Genomic DNA, 16,615 nt, shown 5'->3' with positions numbered 1-16,615 from the left:
CAAAAAGGGTGTCTCTAGGCGATGGCGACGATCTACGAGTTTGGTCCGTTTCGCCTCGAGGCAGACGCCGACACGCTGTTTCGCGGAGCCGAGCCGGTCGCTCTCGGGGGGCGAGCGGTCGCGCTGCTGCGGCTGCTTCTGGAAAAGGCGGGCAAGCCGGTTGCCAAGGACGCCTTGATGGAGGCGGCCTGGCCGGGGTTGGCGATCGAGGAAAGCAATCTGACCGTACAGGTTGCGGCTCTGCGGCGGACGTTTGCAGCCGTCGAAGGCGGCAGTAGCTGGATCGAGACGCTGCCGCGCCGCGGTTACCGCTATGTCGGGCCGCCGGCCGTCACCTTGCCCGATGGCAGCCGGCAAACGTGGCTTCCGTCCGCGAGTTCCGACAAACCCTCGATCGCCGTGCTGCCGTTTTCCAACTTGAGCGGCGATCCAGCGCAGGACTACTTTTCCGACGGGATCACGGAAGACGTCATTGCGGAATTGTCGCGTTTCCGTTCGCTCTTCGTCGTGGCCCGCCATTCCAGCTTTGTTTATCGGGGAAGCTCGTCCGACATCAGAGAGGTCGGACGCCAACTCGGCGTACGATATGTGGTGGAAGGGAGCGCACGCCGGATCGAGAAACGGGTGCGGGTGACCGTCAAGCTTCTGGATGCCGCGAGCGCCTTCACCCTTTGGACGGAACGCTACGACCGCGAGATCGAGGACATATTCGCCATCCAGGACGAAATCGTCGGCAAGATCGTCTCGGCGCTGCCCGGCCGCCTCGAGGACGCGGGCCGCGAGATCGCGAGGGGCAAGCAGACCTCGAACATCACGGCCTACGATCTCGTCCTGTTGGGAAACGAGAAATGGCGTCAATTGACTGTCAGGAGTATGGATGAGGCGCAAGCCTACTTCAGGAAGGCTGTGGAGCTCGATCCAGCCTATGCGCGCGCTCACGCCAATATCGCCTGGACGGTCGTCTGCGCTGCGTTTCTGGAATCACCCGCCGCCCCTCCACTGGAGGATGGTCGTCGCGAGATCGAGATCGCCCTCTATCTTGATGAGAACGACGCCTGGTCGCACGGCGTCTTCGCACAACTTCTTTTCCTGCAAAACCGCGATCAAGAGGCCGAAACTCATTTCAAGCGCGCTCTGGCGCTCAATCCGAACGACGCTGATGTCACCGCCGCTTTTGCAAATATTCTGGTCTACTGGGGACGCTGGCAGGACGCGCTTGCATGGATCAAATCGGCCAAACGGCTAAACCCATTTCCCCCCAACATATACCATTGGTACCACGCGCTGGCGCTCTATTCCGCTCGCGACTACGAACAGGCGATCAACGTTCTCAGGGAAGCGCGATCGAGCGACCGCTGGTCCCATGCGCTCCTAGCGGCGTGCTATGCGCAAACCGATCGACTGACGGAAGCGAGTTTCGAAGCGCACGCATTCATTCGCGAGCGATGTCTGGAATTGAGTGAGAACGGCGAAGCTCTGCCCCTCAACACGCTCGACCTCGCCCGGATGCGCGCTAACAGGTATAGAGATCCCGCCGACCGCGATCATTTCCTAGACGGACTTCGCAAAGCCGGCCTAAGTAATGGACTCTCCAACTCTGGATAGTGACAACGTTGTTGGCAACAGCGACGGACATTGCGGTGAGTACTCCGATCGAGTGACGCAATTTCCCGAAGAACCGTTTCCTCTAACTCATGCAGGAACGCGGCAAGGCGCTACGCTGCGGCGTCAGGGTCGGCAAGGCCGGTATGGCCTGTTCGGGTATCGGCGCAAACGAGCTATCAATTGACTGTCCGAGTGCCCGCTGACGGTATCGGGTGATAATCGGCGAAAGCCCTAGAGGAGGCCGTTCCGACTTGGTGTGCGTCTAGTGCGTCGATTGATTCCGATACTTGCTGAAGGTGCCAACCCTCAGAGCCTCGCAAATTTTCCCTGTGAACTCAAGACCGAAGAATTCGGGCGGGTATACCGTCGGCATTAGACCGTCAGCGTTAAAGATTTGTGCTTGGAAATCAACGCAAAAGCGTCTTCCTAAATGATTGAGTGGGAGTAGGGCAATCGGATGCTAATGCGAGGTTTAGCGTAGCTTCGGTGTGGTAGGTCTCGCACACGTGCGTTGGCCTCGACTTAACTCGAACAAGCTCGGCGCTCCAGCGAGTTTTGGTTGGCCGAGTATCGCGTCGAACCACAGCGTGCAGAAAGGCCTGAGCTGCTAGCCGATGCGCTAGTTTGAGGCCGGCCGAGATTGCGCCTAGGGACTGAGGATTTGTCCGCAGAGCGCTTGCGGAGGAATTAGCCGCGCGGACTAACATCCGGTCCAAAAGTAATCGCAGCGAGCCGAGTCCTTATCTAAATCGCCGCAATCAGGTTGAGCGGTTCTTCAACCGAATCATGCAAGGTCATCGGGGGCAACGCGCTACGACAAGCTCGGCCAACTACGTAGCCATCGTCCAACCCGCATCAATCAGGCTATTGCTCCGCGCTAATGAGGCCACGACCTACTAGTTCGCCGGACCACCGGCAAGGCGCAGACCATGATAGAACCTTTCGTAGATCCATTGCTCTGGACCGGCCTTGGCTGCGTCCCATGCGCTAATCGAAAAAGCTCGGCTTGAGTTGTTGGAGTCGCTGGGCAGCATTCCTCGCTGCTTCAAGGTCGCCAAGATACGCCGTCGCAATGGCTATGGCGGCCCAGCCAAAAACCCATCGTGGCAGCTCATGAGCCGTTCGACGCGCGTACTCAAGAGCTTCTTCGTACTTCTCCTTCGCGATGTAGGCGTACGCGAGGCCGCCGTGCGCAAATCCGAGCTGTAGGTCTAGCGGACTCAACCTTATGGAACGCAAAGAATGGTCTGTGGCACTGTCGAGGGTTTCCACCGCCTTCCGAACGAGACCACTGGAGGTTGGCTTCACCGGCGTGCGGCTGATCTCAGCCTGTGTGATGGAGAGCTCGATCGCACCCACGACCCTCAAAGTCACCTCGTCCTGCAACGCGAACACGTCGTCTAGCGTGCCATCTATTTTGTCGGCCCACAAATGCGCGCCAGTGGCCGTTTCGACGAGCCGGCCAGTGACGCGTACGTGCCCACCCACCTTGCGCACGCTGCCTTCCAAGACATAGCGCACGCCGAGTTCTCGCCCAATCTGCTTGATGTCAACTGCCTTGTTCTTATAGGTGAAGCTCGAATTTCGGGCGATAACGAATAACCACTTGAAGTGCGACAGCGCCGTGATGATGTCTTCCGCTATGCCATCGGAAAAATATTCCTGTTCGGGATCGGCGCACATGTTCCTAAACGGCAGCACCGCGATCGACGGCCCGTCGGACAGCGGAAGAGGCTTGGTGGCTTCCGCGATCGGCGCGCTTGCGGCCGATGCCAACCCGGCAGGACGCGTCCCATAAAGCCGCACCGGTCGATCAATGTTCCTCAATGACCTCTCGCCGAGATCGTAGATGGCGAGTTTGGTTTTCCCGCGGACTTGCTCGAAAGCGCTGCCAGACAGGCACACGCCGCCCGGCTCGCATTCGTTCTCGACGCGGGCTGCGACATTGACGCCATCGCCGAAAATATCGCTGCCGTCGACAATGATATCGCCGACGTTGATACCAATCCGAAAAGTGATCTTTGGTTCTGTGCGCCCGCTACCAGCCCTCATCTGATCCTGCAAAACCAGAGCGCAGGTCACCGCGTCAACGGCGCTGGCGAACTCTATAAGCATCCCGTCGCCGGTGGTCTTAACGATGCGGCCGTAGTGCGCAGCGATGGCTGGATCGACCACTTCGCGACGGAGAGATTTTAAGACGGCGAGAGTTCCGACCTCATCGGCGCCCATGAGTCGCGAGTAGCCCGCGACATCTGCCGCCACTACCGCAGCCAGCCGCCGTTCGACACGTTTACCCGGCACGAGGCGCCTCGTTTTCGCCTCCGGCCGGCCAGCAAACCAATTCTGGAAAGCTGACCGCGCCGCCCAACTCTCGCCCTGTCGCAGCCGGAGCGTTCGTTGCGTTCTGAAAAAGTGGCTTTCCAGGAGGTTCGATGGAGCGGGGCTGAACTTATCGATCGCTTCTGCCTTGCGCTAGGAAGCCGTCGCCGCTCTGGCCTGTGAGGATCGCGATGGGTCATGACCGGCGCGCCTCGGCGACCGCCAGCGTGTCGATGTACTGGCGGAAGTGGGTGATCTTGCCGTCCTTAACGATCCAGACATGCGCATAGCGGGCTTCGGCCTTTTTGCCCGTCGCGCCGTGTACCCCCGTGAAATCGCCGAGCGACACCACCGTGTTGCCCTCCGCGATGAATTCGGTGGGGACGAGCGCGAAGCTTGACCACTCCGCCGCCAACGGCTTGAACAGACCTTCGGCCACGCGCTCGGGCCCGCGGCCATCGACCTTATAGTGCCACATCGTGATCCATTCGATGTCGGGCGCCATCAGGCCCAGCGCGCCTGGCGCGTCGCCGGCCGCTAATCTGTCGTAGAAGCTTCGAACAATTGCGGTGAGTGTGGTCACGATAGATCTCCTGAAAACGCGGCACCACGCGGCGTCAGCCGACGTGCTTGTCGAGAAAGTCGCGCATCGCCGCCGCGATCTCACTTGCGTGGGTTTCGAGTGCGAAGTGACCGCTGTCGACGAAGCGGACGTCGGCCGAGGGCACGTCCCGCTTGAACGCTTCGGCGCCGGGCGGAATGAAGAACGGGTCGTTCTTGCCCCAGACGGCGAGGACGGGCGGCTGATGCTGGCGCAAATAGACCTGGATCGCGTCGTAGAGCGCGACGTTCGATCGGTAGTCGAGCAAGAGGTCGAGCTGAATCTCGTCATTGCCTGGTCGTGCCAGATAGAAATCGTCCAGATTACGCCCGTCGGGCGAGACCCGGCTCGGGTCCGCCACGCCGTGCGTATATTGGAAAAGAGTTGTCTGCGGTGCCAGAAAGCCGCGCAGCGCGTCCCGGTTGGCCTGGGTCGGTTCGTTCCAGTAGGTTTGGACTGGCGCGAAGGCGTCGGATACGCCCTCAAGATAGGTGTTGCCGTTCTGGGTGACGATCGCGGTGATTTGCTCGGGGTGCTTCAGCGCCAGTCGGAAGCCGACCGGAGCGCCGTAGTCGAAGACATAGATCGCGAACTTGTCCAGCCCGAGGATCTCGGTGAAGCGGCCGATCACCTTGGCGATGTTCTCGAATGTATAGGTGAATCGATCGCGCGCCGGCTGCTCGGTCATGCCGAAGCCGGGCAGATCAGGTGCAACAACATCATAGCGATCGTCGAGTTGCGGGATCAGATTGCGGAACATGTGGCTTGCGGTCGGGAAGCCATGGAGCAGTAGCAACTTAGGCCGGGACGGGTCACCGGCCCGACGGTAAAAGACCTCGAGGCCGTCGACATCGATGGTTTTGAAACTGAGTGGCATATGGATTTCCTGAAGCTAGAGTTCGCGAAGGAACTGCCGACTCGCGCCGGTTTCCCCTTTCATCGATGGACTCGCGAGCATCTGTCGAAAGCATCTATCGATCAGCGCGTTCTCGAGGCATGGCTTCAACGCAGCGACGGGTAACCCTGCGTATAGACCCAATCGGTGGCCTGGGCGGGAGTGTGACAGGGCAGACAATCGTTGTGATAGTCAGTCGCATTGGTGCGGGTGGGAGCCCCCACGTCGAAATGGGACCATCCCCAACCGTCACCCCACAAGGGATTGCCGGGGTGCCGTTTGGTGGAATCCTTCACCAAAACGAACCAGCCGTTGAGCTTGTCCTGGTGGCTCGCCGTACCCGAGGTCATCGTATCCGTGCTTGCCTCGAACTGTTCCTTGACCAGCACGGTCCCGTCGGGAAACTTTCCCGTCCTCTTGAAAGCTTCGCGTGTTCCTGGCGACGCGTAGACCGAGTGGATCTGCTTAGCGCCCGGTTTGTCGTCGTCCGCCACCGACCAGCTGCCCAGATATTCGTAGAGCTCGCGATAGTCGCTCGGGACGTGCAGGTTGCCGGCGGCATCCTCCACGTTCGAAGGCTTCGCGGGCCGCTCGTCGGCTGCGAGGACGAGCGCTACGGAGGCGCTGAAGGCGAGCGCGACCGAGACGGCAAACAAACTCTTACGATTCATGCGATGCTTCTTTCGGCCTTTTTCGGTTTGGGATCCAGCAGTCATCCTCTCGGCGTCGCGGCGTGGAAGCGCGACGGCGAATGTAGGAATGCCGCCTGTTGTCTGGAACGCTAGTCAGAAGCGCGCCGATCTCAAAATCGATTTTTCCGATTGGAGCATCGAACTTCCCTATAATGGACTGCGTCAAACTCTTCTGGACGACGCCGTTCAGGGCTGAGCTTATTGAAGGCGCTGACGCTTAGTCCCCCTCGTACGCATGCGCACGCAGAGCTGTGCGGGCCTCTACCAGATGCAGCCTGTCGGTCGGCGCTTGGTCCGCCATCGCGAGGCTGTCGGCAAGATGGTTGGTAAGCTCGTTGACCACGCTGGAATTGCTCCGCTGGCTTTGTGAATACGCCAGTTCGACTGCAGGCAACTGAGGAAGACGTCCTCCGTGAGGGACGATCTTCAGCGGGGACTTGACCAGTGCGCGGGCGAGCACGGTAATTCCCATGCCGTCTATCGCCGCCGATTTGAGGCTCTCGAAGCTGGGACCGACGAAGCTGATATGGCTGGGTGAACCGTGAGCCTTCAGAGAAGCGAGGGCGCAACGGCGATACGCACAGCCTTCCGGAAACAAGACCAGCGGTATGGAGTCCATCTCTTCGCACTCGAAATGCGGCCCGGTAACCCACACCAACTGCTCGCGCTGGGCCACCGTGCCAAGCTTGGCACCCATGTCCTGCTTGAAGAAAGCGAGGTCAAATTCTCCGCGCGCGCTCCGCTTCTGCAATCCTTCCGACTGGTTGGCTTCCACCTCCAACCCGACCATCGGGTGCTTCGCCTTGAACTGCGCGAGCCAGGCCGTGAGCTCGCGACCGAAAAAATCGAGCGGAACACCCAAGCGGACAAAACCGTCGAGTGGTTCTTCCGACATCGACCGGCAGGCCTCGTCGTTCAGTTGCAGAATTCGTCTTGCATACTCTACCAGACGGTCTCCATGCGGAGTCAGCTCCAAAACCTTGCCTTTGCGACGCGACAGCAATGGCTGACCGAGTTGCCCTTCCAGTTTCGCGATTTGCGCACTGATGGTGGACTGGGATCGACTGACGATTTCGGCGGCCCGGGAAAAACTCATCGTATCCGCCACCAGAAGAAGCGTGCGGAGACAATCGATATCGAGGTTCATAGCCATCTCCATGATTGCTGCAGCCGATCGCGGTCATTCGTGCGTCGCCGATTTCCGCAAGGATACATCGCGCCTTGGAGCGCGTCGGCTCGCTCGCTACTCGCCCCGCCCTGAGAGAGCTTCTGTCCGCACGATCGGGAAATCTATGTCGGTCTCAGCCACCTTGTTCAGGTAGTTCGTGAAAACGTTCTCGGCCACCAGGGCTACGATTTCGACGATCTGCGCGTCTCCGTAGCCGGCGAGCCGCACCGCCGAAAGGTCTGCATCGCCGACATGACCACGCTTCCGAACCACTTTCGCCGCGAACTTCACCGCCGCGTCCGCCTTCGGATCCTTCGATGCGCCCGCTCGATTGAGCGCGATCTCCTCCGGAGGCAGTTTGGTGAAATTGATCGCGAGATAGCTGTGAGCCGACAGGCAGTAGTCGGAACCGTTGACTTGAGCCACCGCAAGGGCGATTCGTGCGCGTGTCTTCGAGTCGAGGGTCCTGGATAACACGTCCTGAAACGCGGCGAACGCTTCGAGTGCGACCGGGCTACTACCGATCAGACGCGACAGATTAGGCACGATGCCGAGCTTCCGATAAATGTTGTCCAGGATTGGTTTACTGGCTGCAGGCGCACCGTCGCGGGTCAATATTCGCAAGCGGGACGTGATCTCTCCTTACAAGTTCATCCCAATTTCCTTCCGCAAGGCGGGCGCAGGCCGCAAAGCACCGCCCGCCATCCGGCCCCTTTTCTGAGGGGCGTTCGTACGCGACGACTATTGGTGGGCTCGGCTTGCGACCGACTCGACGCGTCGGCGCGTGTCGCCCATCATTTCTCCCATCTGCTCGATTACCGCGTAGCGGATGTGCGCCGGCGCAGTATCCGCGTCGCCGGATTGGAACGGAGGGGCAGGGGCATATTCCAGGGCCAGCTGCACGCACTGTGCGGCATCCTCACCGCGCAGTTCGGCGATCAGCGTCAGTGCGAAGTCGGCGCCGGCGGTGACGCCACCGCCCGTCAAGATGTTGCCGTCGCGAACGACGCGGGCTTTTTCGGGGATAGCACCGAATGCCGGCAGCAGGTCGAGCCACGCCCAGTGCGACGATGCTCGACGTCCCCTAAGCAATCCAGCGGCTCCAAGGATCAGAGATCCGGAGCAAACGGAGGTCACTTAGGTGGCGGTGCTCGCCAGCCGGCGTACAGCCGACATGAAGCGGGCATCCTCCATGGCGTCGATGCAGCCGAGGCCGCCGGGGACGCAGAGAACGTCGCAGCTGCCGATGGTTTCCAGATCGGCCAGCTTTGCGAAAGAGAGGCCGTGGGACGTCACCGGCGCTGCTCCGATCGACGCGACGATGACCGTGATGTCAGGAATCATCGTCAGAAACTGATGAGGCGCGGTGAAGTCGAGCTGAGTTACTTCGTCGTAGACGGGGATCACGACGGTGGTCATTGATACCTCCTCAAAGCCGTACGTTGACGGCGGGGCTGTTGTCGGATGGGTTGCGTGTGTCTCAAGCGGGACGCGACGATTTAGTCATCGCCCATTCAGGTTTTTGAACGCGGCAACGAATCGCTCACGAACAAACGTTGAAGCGTTCTGCGCCGACGCGAGGTCCGGCCGGCGGAAAGGCCGAAGGCCAGATCCGCCGGCTAGGCCGATACCTCGATCAAGCCGCCTTCCTGGGTGTGAAGCTCTGGAAATGACGGGTCCAGGTCTGTTTTGAAGGTGTTGTTGAACAGATTGGTGATGAAGCTGAAGGCGGTCTCGGCGACGATGTCGATGATCTGCGTGTCGGTAAAGCCCGCAGCGCGAACGGCCGCGAAATCCGCATCCTCGATGTGACCGCGCGATTTGGCGACCTTGTAGGCGAACTGCAGCGCGGCGTCGGCCTGGGGATCGGTGGAATGACCCTCGCGATTGAGCTCCATGTCGTCCTTGGTCAAGCCGTTCAGCTTGCCGGCCAGATAGCTGTGGGCCGTCAGGCAGTAGCTGCAGCCGTTCACTTCGGCGGTCATGATGTGCAGGCGTTCGCGGGTCTTGTGGCCGATGCTCTTGCCGAGCGTCGCGTGCATGTCGGCGATCGCCTTCAGGGCATCGGGCGACTGGGAGATCAGAGAGAAGAAGTTCGGCACCACGCCGAGAACCTTCACGTAGTTCTCAAGGATCGACTGGGACTTGGTGGGGGCCTCTTGAATGGAAGGGATGGGGGCGCGAGCCATGACGTTTCTCCTTTGCAACCGAGCCACCTTGGCTTCGGTGAGGAGACCATCGGATGTTTCATTGGAAAGAATAATCCGATAAAAATGGAAGTGTCTCTTTCATGCTATGGAAGAGGGAGCGGGCCGTCGTGACCATCCTCTCATCCCAGCTTCGATAGGGCCGATCGCAGCTGGCTGGCGGCAAAGTCCAGAAAGACCCGCATCTTGAGCGGCAATTGCCCGCGTGCGGCGTGGACGAGGTGGACAGGAATGGGTTCGACGTCGAACTCCTGCAGCACCTGGACGAGCCTTCCGGATCGAAGCTCATCGGCGCAATGGTAGCGGTACACTCTGGTGAGGCCGGTGCGACGGACCGCAGCCTGAACGGCGGATTCGGCGGCCGTGACCGATAGACGCGGAACGATGTCGACTCCAAATTCGCGCTTGTTCGCGGGATTCCGAAAGGACCAGATTGCGGAGGAAGGGCCAGTGAAGATCACACAGGGCAGCCTTTGCAGATCCTTCGGGTGTTTCGGAACGCCGTGAGCCGCCAGCAGGTCCGGTGCGGCGCACACCACTGTGTCCATGGTCCCGACGCGCGTCGCGATCATGCTGCTGTCCGGTAGGTCGCCCAGGCGCACGGCCATGTCGACGTGATCGTCGTATAGATGAAGGTTTCTGTCCGACAGAAGGAGCCGGACGTTGATTTCCGGATAGGCCGCAAGGAAGTCCGTGACGATGGGCAGAATGTACATCTGACCGAACAGGAGCGGCGCCGTCAGAACCAGCTCGCCGCGCGGAGTGGTGTACTCGCTGGATGCCGCTCTTTCGACTTCTTCGATTTCTTCCATGATGCGCTTGATCGAAGCAACATAAGACTGACCCGCGTCCGTCAGGGCGAGCTTGCGCGTCGAACGCTGCAGCAGCTTCGTCCCGAGATAGGCTTCGAGGTCACTAAGCTTCCGGCTGAGCGTCGGCAGCGGCATGTTCAAGGCTTTGGCCGCCGCCGTCAGGCTGCCTTTCTCGACCGTCTGCAGCACGATCGACATCGCTTCCAGCCTATCCATTTTCGACTTTCATTTATTGGAAGTCACAATCTCCGAAACGCAAGATTATTTTTCTCTGCGCAACATTGCAAGGTGCTCCCCAACGGTCCGCTCGCGCTGAAAGCGGGACGGCTGACGGAGTATTGGTCATGACAACAACAGCATTGCGGTCCGCGGCGGGGCTTCTGGTCGAACGTGTTCTTCCGAGCCACGCGGATCTCTGCACCGAGCTGGGCAGAAATCGAACTGCCTGCGTCGGCGTCAGGGCGTCCGTGGCGCTTGCGGCCGCCATTATGCCGCCCGGCAGCCTGGCCGCGCAGGACCTGATGGTCATCGCGTACATGAACGTGGTCGTTCTCAATTCGATCGCCTACCGGCTAAGTTCGATGCGACCCGTCCAGATCTTTCGTGTCGGCCTCTTGAAGTCCGTGAATGACTTTCTCGGTGCAATGAAGGGCGCTCTTCACCTTCCATCGAATGTCGCCCGCGTCCTTTCTCTACGGTTAATGCGCGCGCAAGCGGCCGACGGGCGCTAGGCCGCACGCCCATGACACACGATCCCCGTGACGCAGGTTCAGGAGCGATGGATCTGGATGACGACGTGAGCTTCGCGGTGTACGCGACCGCCCTCGCATTCAAGAAGGCATACAAGTCGCTGCTTGATCCGCTTCGTCTGACGTACCCCCAATTTTTGGTGATGATCATGTTGTGGGGGCGCGACAACGTCACCCTCAACGAGCTAGGCGCTCGGCTCTTCCTCGACTCCGGCACTCTGACGCCCCTTCTGAAGCGGCTGGAAGCCGCCGGGTATGTCCGCCGCAAACGTGATCCGACGGACAACAGACAGGTTCGCATAACTCTCGCTGATCCCGGACGCGCGCTCAAGCCAACGGCGAGGAGCGCGTTCGAGAAGTTCTCGTGTGCAATCGACCTCGGAGCGGAGGGAATGACCTCTCTGAGGCGCGCGTTGGCAATGGTACGTCTAAAACTCCGCCGACCGAGCGATCCCGACACACGTTCCAAAGGTGAAGAGCCGAGTTGTTAGGAGTGGCCGCTGGTGGCGCGCAAACCGGACATCAAGGGCCTGCCCGACTGACCGATGACGGTATCTGCTGCAAGTCGGGGAAAGCCCAAGAGGAGGCCATTCCGAGTTTGAGTCCGTCTAATGCCCCGATTGATTCAGATACTTGCTGAAGGTACCAACCCTCAGCGCCACCCAAATTTTCCTGTGAATTCAAGACCGAAAAAATAGGGCGGGTATACCGTCGGGATTTGTCCGTCAGGCTTGAAGGTTTGTGCTTGTAAATCAACGCGGAAACTTCTTCCTTGGTGATTGAGTGGGAATAAGGAACGTCGGCTGCTGAACGGCAGTTAGCCTGGCCGACGTTCCCTACCTGAGGTCCGCGTACTCTGTCATGAGACCTTACCAGCACGCTGTCAGTAGCGCTCGGGCGCTCGGAGGCCGATGGCAAGACTATTTGGCTGTTCACGAGTTTTTGGACAGCACGAAGGCAGCGTGTGCTGACATGCGGCATCGCATGATACTGCATAGCATCGACTTCGGTGCGGCGCTTGCAAGGATGGCCTTTTCGGATCGCGACGACGTCGAGCAACTCGTGCGCCAGCATGTTATTGAAGACCTCGGGGAGAGCCGGACGCTTTCCGATTGGTTGGGATATTGCTGGCGACCACATTTGCCGCGATTTTATCCCGGGACACTTCCAATCAATTCCGAGCGCGTCATCGCCGAGGAGACCTCGCGCAGCGGCATCTCCCACGACGCACCCGTTCGGCAGGTCTGTGAGTTGCTTATGATGCCCGCGACCTTTGCGTCTGATTTCGGGGCGGACGCACTTTGCGTTCTCGGGAATTCGTTCGGTCCAGCTCTGGTTCGCCGCTTGATCGGACCGCCGATTGACGTCGATGGAAAGGTCTTCGATCCCGCGCTCAGCGCGGAGCGGATAATCTTCGGCTGGTATCGCGCCGTGCCGCCTATGGTTGCCGTCGTTCACACACTACAATCGCGGCAGCAACGCGAGGTCGAGTAATGAAGCTTGGAGCAGTCTTGCCGGACGGCGTTTTGCGGCTTGGTCCGTGGGAGGTTAGAGAACTGGGCGCGTTCCAACGTCTCGATGGGCTCGTGCGGGAAGCCGCTTCTCAGCTTATCGGACTGGGGCAGGATCCGATTGCCGTTGCTTCATCGCCCAATCGCTTTGATGATGCACACACCTATAATTGGCGAGCAGTTCGATGCGGTGATTTCATCAGCGAGAAAAGCTCATACTATCCCGGTGTTGATCTCGATCGCGACATCGTGACAGCTTCGCGCGAGGCTAAGACTGCGTATGCCGTCCTCCGTGCGCTCGACGCAGCCGGATGGCGCGATCTATTCGCCAAGGCATTCGACATCAGGATGCCCGATCAAACATTGTCAATTGTCGTACAAAACGGGCTGACCTGGCTCGTCCTCAGCGCCAACAACGTGACCTACGACGAGTGCGATCCTGTCTTCGCAATCTGGGAGGATGCGGAGATGAGCTATTTCGCCGAAGCGAAGGAGCGGTTTGACTGGGCTATCCGCAATCCAGTTCCGCTGGAGTTTCTTGGCGAAAACGACAAGCCAAGCTGGCGCCAAGCGGTGGATTGGCAGGACTAGCGCGGATGAGCGCAGCATGCGCCGCCCGGATGAGCCTAGCGATACCCGGGACTCTTCCATTCGCGTCGTGTCTCCCGCATATCGCTGCGCTCATGCGGGCTAAGCGGCTAGCTGCTCTTCGAACAGCGTCCATACGCCTTCGATCACTGCTCCTTCTTGAACAAATCCTGGAAGATGAGCGGGCCCCAGGTGCGGCCGCGTGCGTGGATCAGCGCGCCACCCTCGTTGAGCTTTCCGAGTTTCACGGGTGCGAACCCGAGTTGCTTGGCCAAGGCCGCCACGGGAGCGGTCGCGTCCTCGTCGTCACCAGACAGAAAGACCACCCGGTGGCCGCCCTCGACGATCGGATCGGCAGCCAGCTTGGCCGCAATCAGGTGATTGAACCCTTTGACGAGCTTGGCGCCGGTGAACGCCTTCGCGACGAAGGCGGAGGACGGGAGACCGTCCAGCTCTTCAGGGACTGGAAACGCGTTCATCGCGTCGATGATCGTCTTGCCCTTCCAGCTCGGCAGGGCCTTCGCAACCTCGCGATGCTCCCCGAACGGGACCGCCAGGATGATGGTGTCGGCCTCGAGTGCATCCCGCAGCGACTTGGCGACCACCGTGGGTCCAATCGCCCGAGCCTGCGGCGCCAACGCCTCGGGCGGCCGGCGGCTCGCGACGGCCAGCTCGATGCTCTTGCGGGCGAAGGCGCGGGCGAGGGCCTGGCCTATCGCACCGAATCCTACAATCGCATAGCTCATCATACTTCTCCGATCCGTGTTGATGTTGATGTTGATGCCCCGGCCATTCAAATGGCCGAGAAGCCGCCGTCGACAGACAACTCCACGCCATTCACGAAGCTGGAATCGTCTGAAGCAAGGAACAGTGCGGCCGCCGCGATTTCCTCAGGACGACCCATCTTTCCCCGTGGAATCATGGATTCGAACATCCGCTTCGCTTCCTCGGTGAGAACCTGGTCCTGCATCGGCGTGGCGATCGGCCCCGGGTGCAGCACGTTCACCCGGATATTCCTGCCTTTCAGTTCGTTGAGCCAACCGCGTGCGAATGCGTGCAACGTCGCCTTGCTCGCCGCATACACGCTGTAACCAGGAAAGCCTTTGATCGAAGCAACTGACCCGGTCATGAAGATCGATCCGCCATCGTTGAACAGCGGCAGCGCCTTCTGGACCGTAAACAGCGTGCCGCGCGCATTCAGGTTGAAGGTCGCATCGAAATGCTGCTCGGTAATCTCGCCCAGTGGGACGGCTTCGCCGATGCCGGCGCTCGCGTACAGGACGTCGATCCTGCCCTTTTCCCGCTTGACCGTGTCGAACAGACGGTCGAGGTCGTCGAGATTGGCTGCGTCGCCGCGCACGCCGGTCACGTTCCGGCCAATCAGCTTGATGGCCTCGTCGAGCGCCTCCTGCCTTCGGCCCGTGATGAAGACATAGGCGCCTTCTTCAACGAACCGCCTGGCGCTCGCCAGCGCCATGCCGCTCGATCCACCGGTGATGACTGCAACCTTACCTTCAAGCTTTCCCATGACTTCTCCTTCAGACTCCGTCTTTGTTGTTCGGGGAGGCCCCCGAGAACCTCGAAATGGGTCCGCCGGCGTCGGGCGTTGAGTGCGGAAGCGCGCACATCGGTGGTGCGAAATCGATCCGGCCGGACAACTACGCCACGATCGGTGTCCGCCGTTCGGAATTGGGCTGCGCTTGTCGGAATGGGCTATGATCACTGCCCGTGCTACCCACATACGGGATGCCGTTTGATGTATTGGATACGGGCTCTGGAAGGCACACCCCGCGGTGCCGGATTGCACCATGATCGACTGGGATGACGTTCGCTACTTTCTGGCCGTCGCGGGCGGAGGCTCGGTGCGAGCTGCCGCCGAGCGCCTCGGTGTGAACCACTCGACCGTGCTGCGACGCATCGCCCAGCTCGAGGAACGGCTCGGGGTGCACATGTTCGAAAAGCTGCCTTCGGGCTACCGCCTGACGGCTGCGGGCGAGGAGGTCCTCGAGTTCGCGGAGCAGATGGAAGCGTCGTCGCACCTGCTGGAGACGCGCGTCTTCGGGCGCGACCAGAGCGTGCGCGGGCTTCTGCGGGTGACGCTGGCACCGCCGCTTGCGACACACCTGCTGATGCCGGACTTCGCCGATTTCGCGCGTCTGCATCCGGACATCGAGATGGAAATCTTGTCGTTCGGCGAGCTGGCAAATCTGACCAACCGAGAGGCCGACGTCGCGATCCGCGTCGTCTACGACCGCAAAACCCTGCCACTCAATCTTCACGGGCCTGAAGGGACCGGAGCTGTTCGGCGGCGTCTACATGTCTCGCGATCGACTAGCCGCGTGGCGCGCCGGCGTGCCTGATCCGATCCGGTGGATCGTCATCAGCATTCATGGAATTCCGGATTGGGCCAGCGAGGGTGAGGTTCGCACGACGGGGGTTCCGTTCAGGACCACGGACGCCGAGGCGCAGATCGTTGCTGTACGGCAAGGGCTCGGGATCACGACACTGCCGTGCTTCGTCGGAGATGCCGACCCCCTGCTGGTGAGGGTGCCGGGCACCGACCTGCACATGTACGGAACGCTCTGGCTTCTCACGCAGGGCGAGACACGCAAGACGAAGCGCGTGCGCCTCTTCACGGAGTTCGTATCCCGCAGGCTCGCCGCGTACGCGCCGCTTCTCGCCGGGCTATCCATATCGCGGGACTGACGCCTGGTGGGTCGGCGATGGCGCTTGCCGTAATCCGCCGGAAGCCGAGCTGCAATCGTTCCAGGCGCCATCGCGGTCAATCCCCCGTGCAGACGGTCGTCTTCGAGTGGGAGTAGGGCGTCGCCGCCCCACTGCGGTCTGATGTTCGGACCATCTATGCCGGCAGAAGACCAGCGGCGCGATAGTTGTCGATCATCGAGTCGTAGAGCGAAATATCGGAGCGGCTTCTGGCGACGAGCTGCGCACCGGCAATTGCGGCGAAGATGGCGCGGGCTCGCTGTTCGCTCTTCCTCGAATTGACCAGGCGCGCCGCCACCAGCAGCTTGCTCAGCCACGCCACGTTGACGTCGGCAAAGGTCTGGACCTCCTGCTTCACCGCGTCCGGCAGGTCGTCGACTTCCGCGGACATGAAGCTGCAGAGGCACATGCGATTGTTGCTCTCGAGCGCTTTGCGAAACACCTCGGGATATCGACGCAGGCAGCGGACAGGATCCGTCGCCTCTGCCAGCATCGCCTCGAGTTGGGCGGCGGTGTCCTCCCAATATCGCCGCGCGACGGCTACGCCGAGATCGGCCTTGCTCGGGAAATGGTGATAGATGCTGGCGGCCTTGATCCCGACCTCGTCCGCGAGATCGCGGAAATTCAAGCCGCTATAGCCGCGCGCCTGCGCGGTACGCTTTGCTGCCGCCAGGATGGCCTCCCGAGAGCTTGAACTCACTTCATCGCCTCACTGCTTCGTTACCTACCAAGTGATAGATAGAC

The 16,615-nt window shown here is 60.5% G+C and carries 18 protein-coding genes and 1 pseudogene; 6 read left to right on the top strand and 13 right to left on the bottom strand.

Going from position 1 to position 16,615, the window contains the following annotated elements; genetic code table 11:
* Nucleotides 1-21 precede the first annotated feature (21 nt).
* Nucleotides 22-1,605 (top strand): winged helix-turn-helix domain-containing tetratricopeptide repeat protein, encoded by a 1,584-nt coding sequence (locus ACVWW1_RS13455; protein WP_456656116.1) that lies wholly within the window; start codon nucleotides 22-24, stop codon nucleotides 1,603-1,605.
* Between the two features lie 987 nt (nucleotides 1,606-2,592).
* On the opposite strand, the gene ACVWW1_RS13450 is transcribed toward ACVWW1_RS13455, so the two are convergent.
* The 10 genes from ACVWW1_RS13450 to ACVWW1_RS13405 all read right to left on the bottom strand — a co-directional run bounded on the left by ACVWW1_RS13450 (nucleotide 2,593) and on the right by ACVWW1_RS13405 (nucleotide 10,497).
* The gene (locus tag ACVWW1_RS13450) at nucleotides 2,593-3,906 is read right to left on the bottom strand and encodes an adenylate/guanylate cyclase domain-containing protein (protein WP_456656115.1); all 1,314 of its coding nucleotides are present in this window, start codon (nucleotides 3,904-3,906) and stop codon (nucleotides 2,593-2,595) included.
* A 214-nt stretch (nucleotides 3,907-4,120) separates the two neighbouring features.
* On the bottom strand, nucleotides 4,121-4,507 hold the full coding sequence (locus tag ACVWW1_RS13445) for a nuclear transport factor 2 family protein (RefSeq protein ID WP_456656114.1): 387 nt from the start codon (nucleotides 4,505-4,507) through the stop codon (nucleotides 4,121-4,123).
* A 34-nt stretch (nucleotides 4,508-4,541) separates the two neighbouring features.
* The gene (locus ACVWW1_RS13440) at nucleotides 4,542-5,402 is read right to left on the bottom strand and encodes an alpha/beta fold hydrolase (RefSeq protein ID WP_456656113.1); all 861 of its coding nucleotides are present in this window, start codon (nucleotides 5,400-5,402) and stop codon (nucleotides 4,542-4,544) included.
* 125 nt (nucleotides 5,403-5,527) lie between these two features.
* Nucleotides 5,528-6,091: a cytochrome P460 family protein gene (locus ACVWW1_RS13435; protein WP_456656112.1), complete on the bottom strand. Its 564-nt coding sequence runs from the start codon at nucleotides 6,089-6,091 to the stop codon at nucleotides 5,528-5,530.
* Nucleotides 6,092-6,329: 238 nt separating this feature from the next.
* Nucleotides 6,330-7,259, bottom strand: coding sequence for a LysR substrate-binding domain-containing protein (locus ACVWW1_RS13430; RefSeq protein ID WP_456656111.1), 930 nt, complete (start codon nucleotides 7,257-7,259; stop codon nucleotides 6,330-6,332).
* A 96-nt stretch (nucleotides 7,260-7,355) separates the two neighbouring features.
* Nucleotides 7,356-7,895, bottom strand: a complete 540-nt coding sequence (locus ACVWW1_RS13425) for a carboxymuconolactone decarboxylase family protein (protein WP_456656110.1) — start codon at nucleotides 7,893-7,895, stop codon at nucleotides 7,356-7,358.
* Nucleotides 7,896-8,021: 126 nt separating this feature from the next.
* Entirely contained in the window at nucleotides 8,022-8,417 is a 396-nt protein-coding gene (locus tag ACVWW1_RS13420) for a DJ-1/PfpI family protein (protein ID WP_456656109.1), read from the bottom strand.
* Complete coding sequence (locus ACVWW1_RS13415) at nucleotides 8,418-8,699, bottom strand: hypothetical protein (protein ID WP_456656108.1); 282 nt, start codon at nucleotides 8,697-8,699, stop codon at nucleotides 8,418-8,420.
* A gap of 200 nt (nucleotides 8,700-8,899) precedes the next feature.
* On the bottom strand, nucleotides 8,900-9,469 hold the full coding sequence (locus ACVWW1_RS13410) for a carboxymuconolactone decarboxylase family protein (protein ID WP_456656107.1): 570 nt from the start codon (nucleotides 9,467-9,469) through the stop codon (nucleotides 8,900-8,902).
* A 140-nt stretch (nucleotides 9,470-9,609) separates the two neighbouring features.
* Nucleotides 9,610-10,497 (bottom strand): LysR family transcriptional regulator, encoded by an 888-nt coding sequence (locus ACVWW1_RS13405; RefSeq protein ID WP_456656106.1) that lies wholly within the window; start codon nucleotides 10,495-10,497, stop codon nucleotides 9,610-9,612.
* A 146-nt stretch (nucleotides 10,498-10,643) separates the two neighbouring features.
* On the opposite strand from ACVWW1_RS13405, the gene ACVWW1_RS13400 reads away from it, so the two are divergent.
* The 4 genes from ACVWW1_RS13400 to ACVWW1_RS13385 all read left to right on the top strand — a co-directional run bounded on the left by ACVWW1_RS13400 (nucleotide 10,644) and on the right by ACVWW1_RS13385 (nucleotide 13,150).
* Nucleotides 10,644-11,030, top strand: a complete 387-nt coding sequence (locus ACVWW1_RS13400; RefSeq protein ID WP_456656105.1) for a hypothetical protein — start codon at nucleotides 10,644-10,646, stop codon at nucleotides 11,028-11,030.
* A gap of 11 nt (nucleotides 11,031-11,041) precedes the next feature.
* Nucleotides 11,042-11,539, top strand: a complete 498-nt coding sequence (locus tag ACVWW1_RS13395; protein WP_456656104.1) for a MarR family winged helix-turn-helix transcriptional regulator — start codon at nucleotides 11,042-11,044, stop codon at nucleotides 11,537-11,539.
* Between the two features lie 370 nt (nucleotides 11,540-11,909).
* Complete coding sequence (locus tag ACVWW1_RS13390; protein ID WP_456656103.1) at nucleotides 11,910-12,542, top strand: DUF6915 family protein; 633 nt, start codon at nucleotides 11,910-11,912, stop codon at nucleotides 12,540-12,542.
* The gene (locus ACVWW1_RS13385; protein WP_456656102.1) at nucleotides 12,542-13,150 is read left to right on the top strand and encodes a hypothetical protein; all 609 of its coding nucleotides are present in this window, start codon (nucleotides 12,542-12,544) and stop codon (nucleotides 13,148-13,150) included. Before ACVWW1_RS13390 ends, ACVWW1_RS13385 begins: the two co-directional genes overlap by 1 nt.
* A gap of 143 nt (nucleotides 13,151-13,293) precedes the next feature.
* On the opposite strand, the gene ACVWW1_RS13380 is transcribed toward ACVWW1_RS13385, so the two are convergent.
* Both ACVWW1_RS13380 and ACVWW1_RS13375 read right to left on the bottom strand, forming a co-directional pair.
* Nucleotides 13,294-13,893 (bottom strand): NADPH-dependent F420 reductase, encoded by a 600-nt coding sequence (locus tag ACVWW1_RS13380; RefSeq protein ID WP_456656101.1) that lies wholly within the window; start codon nucleotides 13,891-13,893, stop codon nucleotides 13,294-13,296.
* A gap of 47 nt (nucleotides 13,894-13,940) precedes the next feature.
* Nucleotides 13,941-14,675 (bottom strand): SDR family NAD(P)-dependent oxidoreductase, encoded by a 735-nt coding sequence (locus ACVWW1_RS13375; RefSeq protein ID WP_456656100.1) that lies wholly within the window; start codon nucleotides 14,673-14,675, stop codon nucleotides 13,941-13,943.
* Nucleotides 14,676-14,955: 280 nt separating this feature from the next.
* Between ACVWW1_RS13375 and ACVWW1_RS13370 the strand changes: the two are divergent.
* Nucleotides 14,956-15,853: pseudogene (locus ACVWW1_RS13370) on the top strand (LysR family transcriptional regulator).
* 154 nt (nucleotides 15,854-16,007) lie between these two features.
* Here ACVWW1_RS13370 and ACVWW1_RS13365 read toward each other — a convergent pair.
* Nucleotides 16,008-16,571, bottom strand: a complete 564-nt coding sequence (locus ACVWW1_RS13365; RefSeq protein WP_456656099.1) for a TetR/AcrR family transcriptional regulator — start codon at nucleotides 16,569-16,571, stop codon at nucleotides 16,008-16,010.
* Nucleotides 16,572-16,615: the final 44 nt, after the last annotated feature.

It is taken from the genome of Bradyrhizobium sp. JR3.5, assembly GCF_054057015.1.
Note: the sequence above shows the minus strand (reverse complement) of the source record. Positions and strands in the feature narration are given on the sequence as shown.